Origin of the sequence: Lactococcus formosensis, assembly GCF_037892375.1 — a bacterium.
Taxonomy (GTDB): Bacteria; Bacillota; Bacilli; order Lactobacillales; family Streptococcaceae; genus Lactococcus; species Lactococcus formosensis.
In genome coordinates this window covers 1,777,319-1,798,246 of record NZ_CP141721.1, presented here as the reverse complement: position 1 = coordinate 1,798,246, position 20,928 = coordinate 1,777,319, and the positions used below count along the sequence as shown (strand labels likewise).

At 36.6% G+C, this 20,928-nt stretch carries 18 protein-coding genes; all 18 read left to right on the top strand.

The genetic code is table 11. From position 1 onward, the window contains the following. The first annotated feature begins 159 nt into the window (after positions 1–159). Entirely contained in the window at positions 160–1,782 is a 1,623-nt protein-coding gene (locus tag VNN39_RS08695; RefSeq protein ID WP_339007053.1) for a malolactic enzyme, read from the top strand. 17 nt (positions 1,783–1,799) lie between these two features. Next, entirely contained in the window at positions 1,800–3,077 is a 1,278-nt protein-coding gene (locus VNN39_RS08690; RefSeq protein ID WP_017371074.1) for a 2-hydroxycarboxylate transporter family protein, read from the top strand. Between the two features lie 354 nt (positions 3,078–3,431). Further along, positions 3,432–4,286: a helix-turn-helix domain-containing protein gene (locus VNN39_RS08685; protein WP_165711681.1), complete on the top strand. Its 855-nt coding sequence runs from the start codon at positions 3,432–3,434 to the stop codon at positions 4,284–4,286. A 140-nt stretch (positions 4,287–4,426) separates the two neighbouring features. After that, positions 4,427–4,867 (top strand): peptide-methionine (R)-S-oxide reductase MsrB, encoded by a 441-nt coding sequence (gene msrB / locus VNN39_RS08680; protein ID WP_338997466.1) that lies wholly within the window; start codon positions 4,427–4,429, stop codon positions 4,865–4,867. A gap of 139 nt (positions 4,868–5,006) precedes the next feature. Beyond that, entirely contained in the window at positions 5,007–5,846 is an 840-nt protein-coding gene (locus VNN39_RS08675) for an aldo/keto reductase (RefSeq protein ID WP_338997464.1), read from the top strand. A 182-nt stretch (positions 5,847–6,028) separates the two neighbouring features. Then, a complete protein-coding gene (locus VNN39_RS08670; protein ID WP_017369865.1) occupies positions 6,029–6,196 on the top strand; it encodes a hypothetical protein in 168 nt (55 codons plus the stop codon). 61 nt (positions 6,197–6,257) lie between these two features. Further along, entirely contained in the window at positions 6,258–6,932 is a 675-nt protein-coding gene (locus VNN39_RS08665) for a DnaD domain-containing protein (protein ID WP_165714177.1), read from the top strand. A 1-nt stretch (position 6,933) separates the two neighbouring features. Further along, a complete protein-coding gene (gene nth / locus VNN39_RS08660) occupies positions 6,934–7,578 on the top strand; it encodes an endonuclease III (protein WP_339007285.1) in 645 nt (214 codons plus the stop codon). Further along, positions 7,571–8,248 carry a tRNA (adenine(22)-N(1))-methyltransferase gene (locus VNN39_RS08655; RefSeq protein ID WP_213432874.1) on the top strand — a complete coding sequence of 226 codons (678 nt, stop codon included), beginning with the start codon at positions 7,571–7,573 and terminating at the stop codon, positions 8,246–8,248. Before nth ends, VNN39_RS08655 begins: the two co-directional genes overlap by 8 nt. Beyond that, positions 8,245–9,015, top strand: coding sequence for a Nif3-like dinuclear metal center hexameric protein (locus tag VNN39_RS08650; RefSeq protein ID WP_338997460.1), 771 nt, complete (start codon positions 8,245–8,247; stop codon positions 9,013–9,015). Before VNN39_RS08655 ends, VNN39_RS08650 begins: the two co-directional genes overlap by 4 nt. 163 nt (positions 9,016–9,178) lie before the next feature. After that, on the top strand, positions 9,179–9,943 hold the full coding sequence (locus tag VNN39_RS08645) for an HAD family hydrolase (protein WP_338997459.1): 765 nt from the start codon (positions 9,179–9,181) through the stop codon (positions 9,941–9,943). A 6-nt stretch (positions 9,944–9,949) separates the two neighbouring features. After that, the gene (gene rlmD, locus VNN39_RS08640) at positions 9,950–11,338 is read left to right on the top strand and encodes a 23S rRNA (uracil(1939)-C(5))-methyltransferase RlmD (protein WP_338997457.1); all 1,389 of its coding nucleotides are present in this window, start codon (positions 9,950–9,952) and stop codon (positions 11,336–11,338) included. Between the two features lie 145 nt (positions 11,339–11,483). Then, positions 11,484–13,586, top strand: coding sequence for an AAA family ATPase (locus VNN39_RS08635; RefSeq protein WP_338997455.1), 2,103 nt, complete (start codon positions 11,484–11,486; stop codon positions 13,584–13,586). Further along, positions 13,576–14,619 carry a 5-methylcytosine restriction system specificity protein McrC gene (locus VNN39_RS08630; RefSeq protein WP_338997453.1) on the top strand — a complete coding sequence of 348 codons (1,044 nt, stop codon included), beginning with the start codon at positions 13,576–13,578 and terminating at the stop codon, positions 14,617–14,619. Before VNN39_RS08635 ends, VNN39_RS08630 begins: the two co-directional genes overlap by 11 nt. A 176-nt stretch (positions 14,620–14,795) precedes the next feature. Beyond that, positions 14,796–15,008 carry a helix-turn-helix transcriptional regulator gene (locus tag VNN39_RS08625; protein ID WP_338998117.1) on the top strand — a complete coding sequence of 71 codons (213 nt, stop codon included), beginning with the start codon at positions 14,796–14,798 and terminating at the stop codon, positions 15,006–15,008. Then, positions 15,008–16,516 carry a class I SAM-dependent DNA methyltransferase gene (locus tag VNN39_RS08620; protein WP_339007050.1) on the top strand — a complete coding sequence of 503 codons (1,509 nt, stop codon included), beginning with the start codon at positions 15,008–15,010 and terminating at the stop codon, positions 16,514–16,516. Before VNN39_RS08625 ends, VNN39_RS08620 begins: the two co-directional genes overlap by 1 nt. A gap of 60 nt (positions 16,517–16,576) precedes the next feature. Beyond that, the gene (locus VNN39_RS08615) at positions 16,577–17,695 is read left to right on the top strand and encodes a restriction endonuclease subunit S (protein WP_338997450.1); all 1,119 of its coding nucleotides are present in this window, start codon (positions 16,577–16,579) and stop codon (positions 17,693–17,695) included. A 118-nt stretch (positions 17,696–17,813) separates the two neighbouring features. Continuing rightward, entirely contained in the window at positions 17,814–20,906 is a 3,093-nt protein-coding gene (locus VNN39_RS08610) for a type I restriction endonuclease subunit R (RefSeq protein WP_339007048.1), read from the top strand. The last annotated feature ends 22 nt before the right edge of the window (positions 20,907–20,928 follow it).

Sequence of the window (20,928 nt, the reverse complement as noted above, 5' to 3'; positions counted from 1 at the left end):
TTAGACGCTCCTTTGACCCTTATATTCTATCACAAGTTTTCCGATTTGTTATAAATAATATTTATCATAACCCAAAGGTTTGACTATAATTTTTTATAAGTATTAAAATACATCTTGTAAGAATTTCTTATAGGAATAATAAATTTGGAGGACGTACGAATGCGTGCACATGAAATTTTAAACAATCCTTTTTTAAATAAAGGAACAGCATTTACTATGGAAGAACGTAAGGAACTTGGCTTAATCGGTCTTTTGCCACCTTATGTTCAAACACTTGAAGAACAAGCAGAACAAACTTACCAACATTACTTGGAAAAACCATCTGATTTGGAAAAACGTCATTTCCTGATGGAAATCTTCAATACAAACCGTACTTTGTTCTACTATTTGTTTAACCAACATATCGTAGAGTTTAACCCTATCGTATATGATCCAGTTATTGCTGAAACTATCGAAAACTACAGTCGTCTTTTTGTAGATCCACAATATGCTGCATACCTTGATATCAACCATCCAGAAAATATTCAAGAGACCTTGAAAAATGCAGCGGGCGATCGTAATATCCGACTGATTGTTGTGACAGATGCTGAAGGGATTCTTGGTATTGGCGATTGGGGCACACAAGGCGTTGATATCTCTGTAGGTAAATTAATGGTTTATACTGCAGCAGCCGGTATCGATCCAGCATCAGTTCTTCCTATCGTTATTGATGCAGGTACTAACCGTAAAGAGCTCTTGGAAGATTCAATGTATCTGGGAAATCGTCACGCACGTGTTTATGGTAACCAATATTACGACTTTGTTGATCAGTTTGTGGAAACTGCTGAAGCAATGTTCCCTAAACTCTACTTGCACTGGGAAGATTTCGGCCGTTCAAATGCTGCCAATATCTTAAACAAATACAAAAAAGAAATCCCAACTTTCAATGATGACATCCAAGGAACTGGTATTGTTGTTTTAGGTGGTATCTTCGGTTCACTTGATATCACAGGTGAAAAATTAACGGATCAAGTTTATCTCTGCTACGGTGGTGGATCTGCTGGTGCAGGGATTGCTGCCCGTGTTCATGCAGAAATGGTAAGTGAAGGACTTTCAGAAGAAGAAGCTTACAACCATTTCTTCATGATGGACAAACAAGGTTTGCTCTTTGATGATATGGAAGATTTGACTCCAGCGCAAAAACCGTTTGCTAAAAAACGTGCGGATTTTGCAAATGCTGGTAATATGACTGACTTAGCCAGTGTTATCAAAACAGTTAAAGCCACTATCTTGGTTGGTACTTCAACTGATGCTGGTGCGTTTACCAAAGAAGTTGTTGAAGCAATGTGTGCCAACACTGAACGTCCAGTAATTTTCCCAATCTCAAACCCTACTAAAAAATTGGAAGCAACTGCTGAACAAGTAATTACATGGTCTGATGGTAAAGCTTTTGTTGCAACAGGTATACCTTCAGGAACTGTCTCTTATAAAGGTGTGGACTACCAAATCGGTCAAGCCAATAATGCGTTGATCTATCCTGGTTTGGGTCTTGGTATGTTGGCTTCAGAAGCATCACTTCTTACTGATGAAATGATTGGTGCCGCTGCGCATTCATTGAGCGGTCTTGTGGATCCAGGTGCTGCTGGTGCTCCTGTGCTTCCTCCATTTGAATATGTTGCTGATGTTTCAATCAAAGTTGCAGAAGCAGTAGCGAAAAAAGCGCAAGAACAAGGCTTAGCACAGGCTCAAGAAAAAGATATGGTGAAAGCCGTTCGCGAGATGAAATGGTATCCAAAATACTAAGAGGTTAATGGATTAAAATGAAAAAATTAAAAGAAATAAAAATTTCAGGAATAAGTCTTCCTCTCTATGCCTTTTTTATGATTGTGTTGGCAGTGACGATAGGTTTAGGGAAATTGCCACTTAACATGGTGGGTATTACACTCCTATTAGTACTATTGGGGCACTTGCTTTACTTTATCGGTGAAAAATTACCCATTATGAATTCATATTTAGGTGGTGGGTCAGTCTTCACTTTGTTAGGTGCAACTCTCTTATCCTTTTTCCATATTATTCCTGCAAATGTGATTGATGCAGTAGGCAAATTTATGGGCGGTCAATTTGGTTTTCTTGATTTCTATATTGCAGCCCTGATTTGTGGGTCAATCTTGGGTATGAACAGAAGTTTGCTTGTCAAAGCTTCAGCTAAATTTATCCCTGTTGCTTTGGTGACAATGGTTGTTGGTTTCTTCGCTGTTGGTGGTATGGGAGTCTTGCTTGGCAATGGATTTGCAGACTCTGTCATGTATGTTTCAATGCCGATGATGTCTGGTGGTATGGGAGCCGGAATTACACCATTATCACAAATTTATGCTGATGGTTTAGCCAATGGTAACCAAACTGCAATTTTCTCTCAACTTGCTCCCGCAGTAACCTTTGGGAATATTATTGCCATCATTGGGGCGCTTTCTATTTCTAAAATCTTTGCAAAATCAAAATACAATGGTCACGGAACTTTAGTTTCTGCGACAAAAGAAGAACTCGCAAAACCTAAAATTGAATTTGATGCCACTAAAATTGGTGTCGGTATGCTTTATGCCTTTACTCTACTCATGGTGGGTGTGATTTTAAACAAATTCTTCCCAAATATCCATGAATACGCCTTTATGATCATCATCGTCTTTGTTCTCAAAGCCTTTGATGCTGTACCAAAAGAGCTGGAAGAATCAGTGGTGATGTTTAACCAAATCATCATGACTAATCTTACACATGCGGTATTGGCAGGTATTGGTTTGGCATTGATTGATTTGACCACACTAGGTTCTGCTTTGACATGGCAATTTATTGTGCTCTGTCTGACAAGTGTTATTGCTATGGGCTTGACAAGCTGGTTCTTGGGGCTCGCCTTAGGTATGTACCCTGTCGAAACAGCTATCGGTGCTGGTATGATTAACAACTCTATGGGTGGAACAGGTAATATCGCTGTTCTCTCTGCCTCTGATCGTATGGAAATGATTGCCTTTGCACAAATGGCCAACCGTTTGTGTGGTGCCATTGTCCTCATCATGGGTGGTATACTCATTCGCTTCTTTTACTAATTGATCCTCCAATCAAAGTAATATAATAACAAAATAATAATGAACTAAAACGAGGTCCTGTAAAACCTCGTTTTTTTTATCGTATTTAAAGAGAAATACTTGCCACTACCATTATAATAGAAGAAACCAAAATTACTTTTCGAATAACTTTCAATCATAACAAAAAGCCCCCTCAAGTGACAAGTCAAAATCTAAGGTAAGCATACTATGTTTAGCATTCTAAACATATCCTGTTTGGTATATACTCCTAAGAACAAAAAAGATATAATTTTATCTTGGAAAGTGAGAGCTTACGAAGTAGATAATGATAAAGTTTATCTGTCTTAGAACGCTTGAAAGTAGGGTTGGTGTAAAATGATTTATAGTAAGTATGGAAAAATATTTCGCAACTTAAGGTTACAAAAAAATATGAGTCTATCAGAGTTGAATACACTAAGCGGGGTTTCTAAAGCAACGATTTCACAGTTTGAAAATGGCAAATCTTTAGTGTCCTTTGACAAGCTTGAATCTCTTCTAGAGTGTATGAATCTCACTATTTTAGATTATTCCTTGCTTGTAAATAACGGCTTGCCAGAATATTTTATTACACAGTTTCAAAATATTGAGGATGCATACTATAATCAAGACGAGGCAGAACTCCACCATCTGTATGAAAAAAACCTAGAGTATGAGAATGATTCGACCTACATGATTGCGTTGAGTGCCAAAGCAACTTATACTCAGTTATCGGGAAAAGAAATTCAAGATGTTGAATCTCTTTTATCAGAGGGACCGCTTTGGGGGCTTTACGAATTGTACATTCTTATCCACACTTTAGAGCAACTCAATCTGAACTTGGTCTGGAATATTATCGAAACATTTTTTAAAAATAAAAATGTTTTTAAATATTTAAAAGTACTTCATGAATACCGTGCATTGCTTATCAATATTTTGATTAAGGCTGAATTGGTATTTATTGAGGCAGATTGTGATGCAAAGGCGGGAATTATATTATCAAGGTTAAATAGTCTCGCTGTGGAATCAGATTTGACAAGTAAAGCAATTGCTCGTGTTTTAAAAGGATGTTATACTTACGCTTTCGAAAGTCGAAATAAAGGTGAAAAAATGATAGCAAGTTGCCTCGAAGTGATGGACAATATGGGTGCGATAAAACTAAAAAATGTCATCGTGCGACGTATTGCATTGCTAAAAACTAGAGTTCAAAGATGAAGAAATACCACTTTAGATAAGTGGTTTTTTTATGGTGATAGAACAAGGAGCTTCATGTAGAAATTACAGACAGAAGCAAATACTTTTTATTGAGAGAGTGCTATAATAAAGGGAGAAAAGCAGATAAGGCGGTGTTTATAATGGAAAAACCTTCAAAAGAAGAACTCAAGCAAAGATTGTCTGACATAGAATATGCAGTGACTCAAGAAAATGCAACTGAACGTCCTTTTTCAGGAAAATACGATGACTTTTATCAAGACGGGATTTATGTTGATGTTGTCAGTGGTAAACCGCTCTTTAGCTCCACGGATAAATATGATGCTGGTTGTGGCTGGCCGTCCTTTACTCATCCCATAGAAAAACGCGGGGTCAAAGAAAAAGCTGACTTTTCATTAGGCATGCATCGTGTGGAAGTAAGAAGTAAGGAGGCTGATTCTCACTTAGGACATGTGTTCAATGATGGACCACAAGATCAAGGAGGATTGCGTTATTGTATAAATGCTGCGGCTTTAAGATTTATCCCGGTTGAAAAGTTAGAAGAAGAGGGATACGGCGAATACAAATCCTTGTTTGGAAAATAATAGCTGGGAAAATAAAACCTCCTCGTCCAAAATTAATAAACAGGTATTTTTTCTTCAACTCTGTCCTATGTTAGAATGAAAATATAGAGAATATGTGTTTATTTTCTGTGAAAAATTCAACTATAAGGAGGATTTACTGATGAAAACACCTTTACTAACGATGAATGATGGTCACTTGATACCGTCTGTAGGGCTAGGAACCTACCAGATAAGAGGTGGAGAAGGTCTGGATCAGGTGTTGACAGCTATCCAGAGTGGTTACCGTCTTTTGGATACATCAACCAACTATGACAGTGAAGGAATAGTCGGTGAGGCTATCCGTCGCTCAGGCCTCCCACGTTCGGAATTTTTCGTGACGACAAAGTTACCGGGAAAATATCACCATTATGAAGATGCTTTGGCCATGATTCAAGAGTCGCTCTATCGTATGGGCTTGGAGTATTTTGATTTATATCTGATTCACTGGCCTCTTCCTAAACGTGGGCTGTATGTAGAAGCTTGGAGAGCTTTAATCCAAGCTCAAAAGATGGGCTTAATACGCTCTATTGGGGTTTCCAACTTTGAACCTGAGCATTTAGATAAGATTATTACTGAAACTGGGGTTACTCCAGCCGTTAACCAAATCGAAATTCACCCCTATTGGGGGCAAGAGCGTATGGTGAAAGCCAACGCTGAGCGTGGTATCATCACAGAAGCCTGGAGTCCATTAGGGCGAGGAAATGATGCCCTTGAAGAGCCCATTATCACAAGTCTGGCTGAAAAGTATGGGAAGACAGCAGGTCAAATTGTATTGCGTTGGCATGTAGAACGTGGCATTGTTCCCATTCCAAAATCGAGAAATTTAATCCATCAACGAAAAAATCTAGCAATTTTTGATTTTGAATTAACAGAAGAGGAAGTTGCACAGATTAATACACTGGAAAAATCAGACGGACGTATTGATGGACAAGATCCGAATGAATATGAAGAATTTGATTGAAATTGGCATCAAATAAACAAAGAAACTCTTCGTAATGAGGGGTTCTTTTTTTTATTCCATATCATATTTTGTAAATAGGCTAACCTTCAATAAATAGGTCTCGAGATGTAGTATTCTATAGGATTGTTTATGCTAAAATAACATGTATCATTATTAAAAATAAAGAATTATAAGAGGCGTTTATGAAAAACATTGTAGCTATCGCCATATTAATTGCACTTGAAATTGTTGTTATTGCACTTCTAAAAGTATTAGGAATCGTTGATTCTCATAGTACGCTGGCAGTAATTATCGTTATTATTTTTGCATTTGTTGAGCGCCTTGTTTATGTCAAAAAATTTAAAAATTAAAAGTGTATCATAATAAAGATGTATCTATGGTTGATTGAAGCATTTATGATAAAATAGAACTATGACCTACTATGAAAATTACATGACTGGACACATCGTACTTCCTCATGCTATGCTGGAGCATTTTGCTCAAGTGTTTCCTTCGGCAGAGGATTTTTTGGTTTGGCTCTATTTATATGAAAATCGTGATATAGCGCCAAGTGAAATTGCAACTAAAACAGGAAAAACACTTGCAGATGTGAACCGCAGTATTGATAAGCTTCAAGATTTTGGTTCTTTAAAAGTAACTTTACTCGGAATTGCTGGAGATATGGAAACTATTTTTGATGTCACACCAGCTTTAAAAAAATTAGACCAATTGGATGGCTTAGCTAAAGAAGAACAAATAGAAACAACTGCTCCAACACAACAAAACAAGAACCAGCTGCAAGAGTTGGTCAATATTTTCGAAGCGGAAATGGGCATGATTACTCCGATGCAAAGCGAAGAACTTCGTATTCTCTTGTTTGAAGAGAAGTACGACTTTGAGCTCATTAAACTTGCCTTACGTGAAGCAGTAGTAAATCGCAAGGTTTCGCTCAACTACATTAAAGCCATTTTACGCAATTGGCGTAATGATGGCTTGATGAGCACGCAAGCTGTGGAACAGCGCAAGGAAGAGCGTACCGAAGCAATGCAAAACCATAAAACTACTGATTTCTATATCCCGATGGATGGACCTTGGAACGGAAAATAATATGCTGAGTAAGAAACGATTTTTAGAAGCTTTAGATATCATTGTTGCTATGTTTCCCGAAGCACATGGTGAACTAGAATGGGAAACACCTTTTCAACTTTTAATTGCCACGATTTTATCCGCACAAGCTACAGATAAGGGTGTGAACAAGGCAACACCAGGACTTTTTGCTAAATACCCTGATCCGGAAAGCTTGGCACAGGCAGATGTCGCAGATGTTGAACAATGTATCCGAACGATTGGACTCTACAAAACAAAAGCGAAAAACATTGTCAAGACTTCCCAAATGTTGGTAGAAAATTTTAATAGTGAACTGCCAAGAGATAAGAAGTTATTGCAAACCTTACCGGGTGTAGGACGGAAAACAGCAAATGTTGTTCTGGGAGAGACCTACGGTATTCCCGGAATTGCTGTTGATACGCATGTTGAACGGATTTCAAAACGCTTGGATATTGTGCCACAAAAAGCCTCCGTCTTGGAGGTTGAAGAGAAGTTGATGAAGCTGATTCCTGAAGAACGCTGGGTGGAAAGTCATTACCATCTCATCTTTTTTGGCCGTTATCATTGTACAGCACGTGCACCAAAGTGTGAGGAATGTCCTGTGCTCGAATACTGTAAATTTGGAAAGAAAAACTTAAATGAATGAAATAAAACTCTCGAAACGCCTACAAGCTGTCGCTAATCTCGTGAAGCAGAACAGCCGTCTTCTAGACGTGGGCAGTGATCATGCTTATTTACCTACCTATTTGGTTCAGCAAGAAAAGATTGACTTTGCCATCGCAGGCGAAGTGGTTAAAGGACCTTATCAAATCGCCCATAATCACGTGGCTGAGCAGAACTTGCAAGAGAAGATTGAAGTCAGATTAGCCGATGGTTTGGCTGCCTTTGAAGAAAGAGATAATATCACCAGCATTGTAATTGCTGGTATGGGCGGTATTTTAATCTCCGAAATCCTCGAAGCAGGAAAAGATAAATTGAGCCAAGTGGAGCAGCTTATCTTACAACCCAATAATCATGAAGAAAGCCTTCGTTCTTGGCTTATGGACCATGATTTTGTAATTACTTCCGAAAAGATACTTCTTGAAGCAGGGAAAATCTACGAAATTATTGTGGCAGAACATGGCACAGCCGAGCTGAATGAAACAGAACTTGAATTTGGACCATATTTGTCCCAAGAAAAGTCAGAAGTCTTCCGCCAAAAGTGGAATAAAGAGCTCAATACTTTAAATAAAATACTTGAGCGACTTCCTGAAAACCATGAAAAACGTACCACAGTTCAAGCAGAAAAAGAAAAAATAGAAGGAGTCCTCCTATGAAAATCAGAGATTTCATGGCCTTGTACGAAGAATTTTGTCCCAAAGATTTAGCAGTAGAAGGCGATCCTGTTGGCTTACAGATAGGCTCGCTTGATGCTCCAGTAAAAAAGGTCTTGGTTACTTTAGATATTCGTGAGCAAACAGTTTCAGAGGCTATTGAAAAAGATGTGGATTTGATTTTAGCGAAACATCCAGTTATTTTTCGGCCTTTAGCAAACCTGACAGATGCGGACAGTCAGGAAAAAATCATCCTTGATTTGATAAAGGCAGGCATCGCAGTTTATACAAGCCATACCAATATTGATGTTGTGGATGGCGGGCTTAACGATTGGTTCTGTGATCTTTTAGAAATTAAAGATACGGAAATCTTATCAGCAGAAGGTTTAGGCCGTGTTGGAAATATTACACCGATGAGCTTGGCTGATTTTTCAGAAAAAATGAAACAAACTTTTGCTTTAGATCATCTGCGTTTGGTAACCTATAATCGCTCTTTGAGCCAGACTATTCAACGTGTGGCAATCTGTGGTGGTAGCGGCGGCAAATTTTGGCCGGAAGCTCACGCCAAAGGTGCAGATCTCTATATTACGGGCGATATATATTATCACGTTGGTCATGACCAGCTTTCGCAGGGGCTTACTGGACTTGATCCTGGACATTACTTGGAACATCTCTTTATCCCAAAAGTCGCTGAAAAACTAGCTAGCTTTGGCACAGATGTTGAAATTATTGAAAGTAAAGAAAATACTAATCCTTTCTTTGATATTTAGCTTTTTTAACTTCATGGCTTTTTGTGAGTCATGAAGTTTTTTAATGCTATAAAAGCAAATGCCGAACCATTTCCCCCAAAAAAAGCTGCATCGGGTTTCGCATAGCTCTAAATAAAGCTCATGTCTGTTAAAATAAGTTGAAGAAATAATTATGGAGTAGAAAATGAACTTTAAGAAAGAAAAGTATGATGCACTGGTGTTTGATTTGGATGGGACAATTGTTTTTAATGGTTACGAAATTGAAGCAAATATACTGGAAAAATTACATCAACTGGATGAAAGGGTCAAAATAATCTTTGCCTCAGCCCGTCCTGTGCGCGATATGCTTCCGCTTTTAGAAGATTTTCCAGACAACGATTTGATTGGCGGAAATGGTAGTATTGTCCGCATGAAACAGCGCATTTTTCCCACACAAACTATCACACCCAATAGTGTAGAAAAAATCGTCACTTTTATAGAGTTGCGAAAGCTAGAATATGTCATAGATTATGATTGGAATTACAGTGCAAAAGTTTCTGCTCAAACAAATATACTTAATAAATTGGATACCGCCCACAAAGCTCAAAACGTGGACTTGAGTTATGAAGATGTTATCAAAATCATCATATTTGGTGTTACACCAAGATTCTATCAGGAATTCGATACAGACGAAGAACTGGCTGTTTTATACCATTCCGATGTACAGGAACTCGTGATTACGGCTAAAAACATCAATAAATATCAGGTGTTATCGGAAGTCATGGGACAAACTAACTATATCGGCTTTGGCAATGATAAAAATGATGTAAAATTACTCGCACATGCTAAGATTGCAATTTCTGTTGGAGATAATCCAGAAGTTCTTCAGGTAAGCCAGGAGCATCTACCTGCAGAGAGTGAAATAATTGCTGCTTTTTTGGAGAAATTGATTTTGGACAGTAGAGGATGAAAGACATTGGACTTTATCAAGAGGGTATGCTATCATAAAAGCATGAAAAAATTCCAGAAAAATGAAGTGATTCAAGGAACAGTCCTTGACTTAACACATGAAGGGCAAGGAGTTATCAAAGCAGATAACTTCCCTTTTTTTGTTGAAAATGCCCTACCCGGTGAAGAGATTAAAATGAAAGTCCTAAAAGTTGGAAAGAACTTCGGCTTTGGTAAGGTTGAAGAATGGCTCAGCCAATCACCAGATCGTGTGCAAGATGTCAATATGACCTATCTCCGTACAGGAATTGCTGACTTTGGGCACATGACTTACCCAGCCCAGCTTCACTTTAAACATAAACAAGTTGTTGATGTACTTCGTAAAAATGCACATAAACCAGACTTTCCGGTTCTTGACACTTTAGGTGCAGAGCAAGAAAGCCAATATCGTAATAAAGCACAGGTGCCTGTACGTAGCATCAATGGTAAAACAGAAACAGGCTTTTTCCGAAAAAACTCACACGATTTAGTCCCAATCCGTGATTTTTATATTCAAAATACTGAAATTGATGAGTTGGTCAATCAGGTACGTGAGAGTTTAATCAAACTCAACATCCCACCTTATGATGAGCAAAGGAAGCGAGGTATTGTACGTAATATCGTGATTCGTCGCGGTCATCATAGCGGTCAAATGATGCTGATTTTGGTTGTGACTAAAGAAAAATTCGCAGGTCTTTCAGAACTTGTCGCTGAATACAGCAATAAAGTGGACTCTTTTCAGCTCAGTATTAATACCTCAACAGGAAATGCAATCTTTGGCTCTAAGTTCAAACTGCTCTCAGGAAAAGATTATATTACGGACAGCATGTTAGGTAAAGATTTCCAAATCTCTGCACGTGCTTTCTATCAAGTCAACACAGCACAGGCAGAAAAGCTTTATCAATTAGCTTATGATTTTGCAGATTTGAAAGCCGATGATGTCGTGATAGATGCTTATTCTGGTATCGGTACAATCGGTCTTGGAATGGCAGATAAGGTCGCACAAGTTTACGGTATGGAAATCATACCAGAAGCAGTAGAAAACGCTAAGACAAATGCAGCACTGAATGGCATCACAAATGCGCACTACGAAGTAGGACCAGCAGAAGAAGTGATGCCACAATGGCTGCAAGACGGTATCCAACCTGACGTTATCTTTGTCGACCCACCACGCAAGGGACTAGACGAAAGCTTTATCAAAGCAGCCACAGCAACCCAAGCACGTGCCGTGGTCTATATCTCATGCAATCCAGCAACTTTTGCGCGTGATGTCGTCCGCTTTGAAGAAGAAGGCTATCTTTTGGAAAAAGTACAACCTGTTGATCTTTTCCCACAGACGAAGCATGTGGAGTGTGTGGGATTGCTGAGGAGGAAATAATAAACACAAAAAATCAATTGTAAATATACACAATTGCTTTTTTAGTTTTGTGCTAGCTATAATTATTAAAAATATTGTTTTGAACCATCTACAACTCTAAGCTATGATAAAATAGATTTATATATATTTGAATGAGGTAGATAAATTGAGCAATTCAGCAGACGAACAAAAATATCAATTTTCGGCTTGGGCTACAGAAAATTTAGGTGAAAAAACAGGAATCTGGTATTCTCCCTATCTTGAGCGTTTAGGAGTTTTGCTTAAGCAGTTTGAACTTAATAAAGGACATAGCTTTTATGAAAACTTTTTTTATTATCGTTCATTTGAAGAATTTAAAGAAGTATATAAGCAGCTAATTGGTCAGAATGATGAGGATATTTCTAAAATCTTAAATGGCAAACAAATAAGATATCCAGATTCTTATGCGCAAGAAAAATTATTATGGAAGAAAAAGTATGCACGAATGACTTATGAAGAAGGCAATCGCAGTAGACCTGATAATTATGGGGGAATTGTTAATCTTGGAGTTTTATTAAGAGCTTACTTGAAATTTCTTTATTATGCTGAGAATCCATCGCTAAATTATCCTAAAAAAGAAAAGAAAATGTTTAGCTATAATGGAGAAATTGATGATAGTATCAATTATTGGTTATACGCTCCAGGTGAAGATGCTAGACTTTGGGATGAGTTTTATCACGAGGGAGTGATGGGCTTAGCCTGGGATTTTCTTGGGGATTTACAGCAATATCAGAGCCGAACAGAAATTGAAAAAGTAATTGCAGCAGATCGTAATGATGGGAAGCGTCCGACAAATGATTCTAAGGCAGTTTGGGATTTTTATCAAGAAATTAAGCCTGGGGATATTATCTATGTTAAGTCTGGAGTTCGTAAGATTATTGGTAGTGGGATAGTTACAGGAGAATACTATTTTGAGCATAAGGCTTCGGAATGTAAACATCGTCATAAAGTAAAATGGGGAAGCAAAGGCAATTGGGATTTGAAAGACCAGGTTGCATTAAAGACCTTGACGAATATTAATAAGTATCCTGACCTTATTGTTTATATGGATCAGCTAATTAATGGTGAAAAGATTGAACGGGATTCGCTACTAATTAATGAATTTAAAACTTGGCTTTCTCAGCAAGTTCAGCAGAATGGTGATTTTTTAAGTGATAAGACTGTCAACCAAAAAACATCAGCATTAATCGATATTCAAAATGTTTTTCATGTAACAGTATTTGGTGAAACAGATACGGAGATACTTAAAGATCTTAAGGAAGAAGTTTTAGCAAATGAAAATTACGATAGATATAAAGGGGTAGCTGGAAGTTCGCTTGATTACTACATTCGTTATGTAGAATCACGTCCTACAGTTGAAGAAAATGAGCCTTATTTGTTAGAAAATTTTCTCGAAGAAGTATTTATTGATCAAAAACAGTCTGAGCGTTTACAATCTGTACTTCAGAATAAGAAGAATTTAATTCTAAAGGGAGCACCGGGTGTTGGGAAAACATTTATTGCTGATCGATTAGCTTATCTTATGATGGAAGAAAAAGATGATTCTAGAATACAAATGATCCAGTTTCACCAAAGCTATAGTTATGAGGACTTAATTGAAGGTTATCGTCCTAAGGCAGAAGGAGAAGGCTTCGAGCTCAAACAAGGTCCTTTTGTTAAATTTTCTCGGAAGGCAGAACGAGACCCAGATCGTGAGTATTTTTTCATCATTGATGAAATTAATCGTGGAAATATGAGTAAAATTTTCGGTGAATTATTGATGCTGATTGAAGCAGATAAACGTGGTAAATCTATAAATTTATTGTATTCTAACGAAAAATTCTCAGTACCTTCTAACTTATATATTATTGGAATGATGAATACTGCTGATAGAAGTTTAGCTTTGCTAGACTATGCTTTACGTCGCCGCTTCTCATTTTTTGAAATTAGTCCTGCTTTTGATAATAATACATTTCTTGCCTATCTGGAGAAATTAGGAAATCCTGAAAAAGTGGTAAAAGTAATTGAAGTTGTTAAACATATGAATAATATGATTTCTGAAGAACTAGGCACAGGCTTTCAAATTGGCCACAGTTACTTTGTGGGAGGTACCTTCGAATTTAATCCAGATGACCGACTAAAAGAAGTTGTCGAGTTTGAAATTATTCCACAACTCTATGAATATTGGTTTGATGATGAAGAAAAGGCAGAAGAATGGGCCAACAAATTAAGAGGTGCCTATGGAGACTAATTCTCAAATTCCTATACGTAACATCTACTATATGCTTTCTTATGCTTATCAGACTTTACGCCTATCTGAATATCAAAAAATAAGCGTTGAAGAATTCCATAATGTGAAAGAATTATATGCTGAAATTTTGAAGGTAGGAATACCTGTATTGATTCGAGGTGGACTAATTAAGGATTATATCCGTATTTCAGAACGTTCAACAGTTGTTCGAGGAAAAATTGATATTAACTCTTCAATAAAGCAAAACACACTTGTCAATAAAAAACTTGTCGTAGTATATGATGAGTTTTCTGAAGATATTTTACTTAATCAAATCATTAAAGCTACTTTAGTATATTTATCACATTCAAATAAAATTAAAAAGGAAGTAAGGCAATCTCTTTACGGTTTACTGCCCTATTTTGCGGAAGTTTCTGATGTTCAGCTAAATCTTAATTTATGGAAAAAAATACAATATAACAGGCAGAATATTCGTTATCAATTTATTATTGATGTTTGTCGCTACTTATATGAAGAGCTTCTACTTGATGAAAATTCCTCTGATCATCTGATGAATCAAATACAAGAAGAGCAGCGCCTGTCGTCTCTGTATGAAAAATTTATTTTTGCGTTTTATAAACGTGAAACGAGCTACAAAGTTTGGCATCCACAAATTGAATGGAAAGTTGAAAATGATTTTATAGCAGCTTTGCCGATAATGCAAACAGATATTGTACTTAGCCAAGTAAATAAAACATTAATCATAGATACAAAATTCTATTCCGAAAATATGAGTATAAGATTTGAAGGTGGTAAGGCTAAACAAAAGTCAAATAATCTTTATCAAATCTTTACTTATGTAAATAACTGGAATGCCAAAGATGATGAAGAAGTAGCCGGAATGCTGCTTTATGCTAGAACAACAGGGCAGCACCAACCGCAACACTATTATGAAATTAAGGGAAATAAAATAAGTGTTGTAAACCTTGATTTAAATCAGGATTTTAATGGTATTAAAAAGGATTTACTTAGTCTTGTAGAAGAGTATTTCTAGAGTCCAACCGAGATTGTATGACGATATAAATATCTAGCTGATAGGTTAGGTATTTTTATTTTTAAACAGTAAACTATATAATTAAAAATTGACTTTACGTGATTTTTGTTCCTTTATTCGTGAGCTTTTATCTACAAAAGGTGGTATAATAAGAAGTGGAAAATGGAGGTCCGCATATGCCGATATCGTATAATAAGCTATGGAAGCTCTTAATTGACAGGAAGTTGAATAAAACCCAGCTAAGGGAGTTATCAGGAATTAGCGCGAATGTCATCGCAAAGCTTGGCAAAGATGAACCTGTCTCAATGGAATCATTAATAAAAATTGCAGAATGCCTTGAAGTAGATTTTGGGGATATTATAAGTATTGAAAATGGAGAAAAGAAATAATGGCAAAGACTAATGCAAACTTGGGATTTGAAAAAGAGTTGTGGGCATCAGCAGATAAATTACGTGGGCATATTTCTGCGTCTGATTATCGTAAAGTTGCTATTGGATTAATTTTTTTGAAATATGTATCAGATGCCTTTGAGTACCGCTATCAAGAAATTTTAAATGAAGCAGATTATTATGAAGGTGATGAAGAAGATAGAGATGCTTATATCGAGAAAAACGTCTTTTTCGTACCAAAAATCGCACGTTGGGAAAAGGTAGCCGAAAATGCTCATAAAACAGAAATCGGTATTGTTCTTGATGATGCCATGCGTGCGATTGAAAAAGAAAACAAAAAATTAAAAAATGTTTTACCAATAATTTATGCAAGCCCAGATTTAGACAAGCGCGTGTTGGGTGAGGTTGTTGATATCTTTACTAATATCAATATGCATGATGAAAACCAAGAAAAAGATTTACTTGGTCGGACTTACGAATATTTTATTGAACAGTTTGCGGAGTCTGAAGGTAAGAAGGGCGGAGAATTCTACACACCAACTTCGATTGTTAAAACTATCGTTGAGATCTTAAAACCATACAAGGGCCGAGTTTATGACCCTGCTTGTGGTTCTGGTGGTATGTTTGTTCAGTCAGCGAAATTCATTCAAAATCATAGTGGAAATATCAACGATCTCTCAATTTATGGTCAAGAATCTAACGCAGATACTTGGAAAATGGCCATTATGAATATGGCAATCCGGGGTCTTGAAGCAAATTTCGGACCTCATCAAGCCAATACTTTCTTTGAAGATGTACATCCAACACTCAAGGCAGATTACATCATGGCTAATCCTCCATTTAATATTTCAGATTGGGGAGCAGATAAGCTACAGGATGATCCACGTTGGAAATATGGCACACCGCCAAACGGTAATGCCAACTATGCTTGGATTCAACATATGATTTCACATTTAGCACCAAACGGCAAGATTGGTTTGGTACTGGCAAATGGTTCATTATCAACAACTCAAAGCGGTGAGGGAGCTATTCGTAAAGCCATTATTGAAGATGATTTGATTGAAGGAATTGTTGCCTTACCAGCAAATCTCTTTTACAGTGTCAGCATTCCTGCCTGCTTATGGTTCATTAGTCGCAATAAACAGCAAAAAGGTAAAACGGTATTTATTGATGCACGTAAGATGGGGACATTGGCTGATCGTAAACACCGAGATTTTAGCGATGAAGATATTAAACGAATTGCAGATACTTTCGAAGCTTTCCAAGAGGGAATATTAGAAGATGAAAAAGGTTTTTGTGCCGTTGTTGAAACAGCAGATATTGCGAAACAAGATTATATCCTCACACCTGGGCGCTATGTAGGTATTGAGGAACAAGAAGATGACGGGGAGCCTTTTGAAGAGAAGATGAAACGATTGACGAGTGAATTGTCAGAAATGTTTGCGCGCTCACATGAGTTGGAGGGTGAACTCAGGGAGATTATAAAAAATATTGGATTTAAACTTTAATATTGTACATAAGAATACTCGGTTTTCAATTATCAGTCAGTTACGGAAGGGGGAGTTTAAATGTTAGACAATTGGAATGTAGTGAAGTTAAGTGATGTTATACAAATTAAATATGGTAAAGATCATAAAAAGCTTGCAGAAGGGAATATCCCTGTCTATGGCACGGGCGGAATTATGCGGTATGTTGATAGGCCATTATATTGTAAGAAATCGGTATTAATTCCAAGGAAGGGTTCCTTGGGGAATTTGTATTTTGTAGACAAACCATTTTGGACAGTAGATACTCTTTTCTATACAGAAATTGATGAATCACAAATACTACCAGAGTATCTATACTATAAACTTAAAACATATGATTTGGCAAGTTTGAATGTTGGGAGTGCTGTTCCAAGCTTAACAACTGCAGTTTTATATCCGCTTACAATTGAGCTTCCTCCGGTAGAAACTCAAATGGAAATTGTTAGTCAATTAAGCGCAATTGATAAAAAAATTAAATTAAATAAGAAAATAAATCAGAATTTAGAGGAAATGGCGCAAGCTATTTTCAAGTCATGGTTTATTGACCTTGAACCTTTTGGGGGAGAGATGCCGTTTGAATGGAAAAAAGTGGATTTTGAAGAAATTTCTACTATTCAAAATGGTTTTGCATTCAAAAGTAAAGACTACATTGATGAAGGGGTACGTATGATTCGTACTACAAACTTTGACAACGGTTTTGTAAATAATCATAATCTCATTAATTTACCGCTAAATTTCTACTCAGACCCCATGTATCAGAAATTTGTATTTAGACGTTTTGATACGGTTATAGTAATGGTAGGAGCTAGTGTTGGAAAAATAAGCCTTATTACTGATTTGAATCTACCAGCATTGCAGAACCAAAACATGTGGAGATTCAGGCCAATGAATCCTAACATTCCAGTAACTTTTATTCATTATCATGTTAAGGAAATAAATAATAATGTTAGAGGTTGGTCGAGTGGTAGTGCACGTGATTTTTACCGTAAAGATATTTTTAAGAAAGCTAAAATAAATTTACCAACAGAAAAGGTACTTAAAGACTTTTCGAAGATTACATTGCCATTATTTGCGCAAATAAATAATAATATTCTTGAAAATGATAGGCTGACCCAAATCAGAAATATGTTGTTATCACAACTTTTATCAAGTAAACTTTGAACAATAAACTGATTTGCTAAATAATAAGTTAAAAATGCTTGTTTTATTTTTTATTAATAAATAAAAAATATTAGATGTTAAAAGAATTATTATTAATTTACCAAAAGGAGACCAACTTATGTCCTACACTGAAAGTAACTACGAAAAAGCCATACTCCAGTTATTCGAGCAGTTAGGCTACAATAAAATTTATGGGCCAGATGTAGCGCGTGATTATCAGGATCCATTATTTCTTGAAGAATTACAAGCTTCTTTAGAGCGAATTAATCGAGCCTTACCAAGGGTAGCGATAATTGAAGCTTTAAATAAGCTGCAACATTTTGAAGTAGGATCCCTTTTGCAGAAAAATAAAGTCTTTATGGACTATCTTCAGAATGGTATACCTGTTTCTTATTTTGAGCAAGGTAAACAGCAAAATTCTCTTGTTTATCTGGCGGATTACGAAAACATTCACAATAATAGCTTCATAGTTGCTAACCAGTGGACGATTATTGAACACAGAAACAAACGCCCAGATATTTTAGTCTTTTTAAATGGCTTGCCTGTAGTTGTCTTTGAACTTAAGAGCCCGAGTCGAGAAGAAACTGATGCTTCAGATGGCTACCGGCAATTAAAGATCTACCAAAAAGAAATTCCCAGTCTTTTTACTTATAATGCCTTTAATGTTATGAGTGATTTAGCCGACTCAAAAGCAGGTACAATTACAGCTGGTGAGGACCGCTTTATGGAGTGGAAGACAATAGATGGCAGTTATGAAAACACGGAGAATGCTACTTTTGATACTTTTATCGAAGGGATCTTTGATAAAAAGCGTTTTTTAGACATCCTTAAAAATTTCATTTGTTTTTCAGGTGATAATAAAATAATGGCAGCTTATCATCAATATTTTGCCGTTAAAAAGGCAGTAGTCTCTACATTTACTGCATCACAAAATGATGGTCGTGGTGGTGTATTTTGGCATACACAAGGTAGCGGGAAATCTTTGTCAATGGTTTTTTATGCACATTTATTGCAGAAAGCTATAGATTCTCCCACTATTGTAGTAATTACCGATCGTAATGATTTGGATGATCAGCTATTTAGCCAATTTGCAAAGTGTGCGGACTTTTTACGACAAGGGCCCATCCAAGCAAACAGCAGAGAAAATTTAAAGACCCTTCTTGCAGGTCGTGAAGCGAATGGCATCATTTTCACAACAATGCAAAAGTTTGAAGAAAGGGACGAATCTTTAAGTGAGCGAAGCAATATTGTTGTCATGGCTGATGAAGCACACCGTGGACAATATGGACTTGAAGAAAAAGTTAATACCAAAACAGGACGGATAACGATAGGAACCGCAAGAATTATTCGTGATCAATTGCCTCATGCTACATATATTGGATTTACAGGAACACCCATTTCAAGTAAAGATAGATCAACAACAGAAGTGTTTGGAAATTATATTGATGTTTATGATATGACTCAATCTGTGGAAGATGGAGCAACTCGTCCAGTTTATTATGAGAGTCGCGTCATTCACTTAAAATTAGACAGTAGCATTTTAAAAATTATTGATACAGAGTATGATCTTATGGCTCAACAAGCAGAAGAATATGCTATTGATAAAAGTAAAAAAGAACTTGGTCGTCTAAACTCAATCCTTGGTGCAGATACAACAATTAATACTTTGGTTGAAGATATCATTAGCCATTATGAAGGTAATCGGGAACAAGAACTCACGGGTAAAGCGATGGTAGTTGCTTATTCCCGACCAATAGCTATGAAGATTTATGAAACGATGCTCAAAAAAAGGCCTCTTTGGAAGGAAAAAGTGGGAGTTGTTATGACTTCAGGAAATAATGATCCAGAAGAATGGCATGATATTATAGGTAACAAGCGACACAGAGATGAACTTGCTAGAAAATTTAAAGATAATAATGATCCTTTAAAGATAGCAATTGTTGTAGATATGTGGTTAACTGGCTTTGATGTTCCTAGTTTAGCTACAATGTATGTTTACAAGCCAATGAGTGGTCATAATTTGATGCAGGCTATAGCACGTGTTAATCGTGTATATAAAGATAAAGAAGGTGGTTTAGTTGTTGATTATGTAGGCATTGCTGGTGCATTAAAGAAAGCAATGAATGATTACACCAATCGTGATAAAGGTAATTTTGGAGATACTGATATTGCTAAGACAGCTTACCCTAAATTTATTGAAAAGCTAGAAATTTGTCAAAATATGTTTTATGGTTTTGACTATTCCAATTTTATGAGTGCGCAAGCTACTGATTTGTCACGTGCAAGACTTATCAGCAGTGGTGCAAATTTTCTTGCTGGAGTGGATAAAGAAGAAAGTCGAGAGAGTTTCATAAAGCAAGCGCTTTTACTTCGCCATGCACTACAACTCTGTAGATCACTAATTACGGCAGAAGAGCGATTTGAAGCCGCATATTTCGAAGCCGTGCGTACGATGTTAACTCGTATTACAACACCAAGCAAGCCTTTGTCCTTGAAAGAAATAAATGGCCGAATCAATGAGCTATTGAAATCTAGCATTAAAAGTGAGGGTGTGATCAATCTCTTTTCTGATGTGGAGACTGGTTTTTCCTTATTTGACCCAAAATTTCTTCATGAAATTTCTAGGATGAAGGAAAAAAATATTGCTGTAGAACTTTTGAAAAAATTAATTAATGAACAAGTTGTTTTATATAAACGAACTAACTTAGTTAAGTCAGAAAAATTTTCTGAAACACTGTCTCGTGCTATGAAAGCATATCTTAATGGTATGCTCTCAAATGAAGAAGTTATCCAAGAGCTTCTAAAAATGGCGCAAGAAATAAGCAAAGCATCTACAGAAGCAAATGAGCTAGGACTCACTCCAGAAGAACTCGGGTTTTATGATGCTCTAACAAAACCCGCTGTCATAAAAGATTTATATCAAAATGATGAACTTGTAAGCTTAACACATGAATTGACAGACTTATTACGAAAAAGCCGTACGATAGATTGGGAAAAAAAACAGTCTGCCCGGGCAGGGATGCGGCGAATGGTAAAGCGTCTATTGAGGAAATATAAATACCCACCGGAAGGTATGGAGGATGCAATACAAACTGTAGTTTACCAAGCAGAAAGTTGGGTCAATACTGAATCCTCTAAGTCAGGAAATTATCATCAAATAATTGAAAATAATGAACTGATGATGGTTGCTGAGAACAATAACATTGATTAAAACTATTTTAAAAATTTTGGTT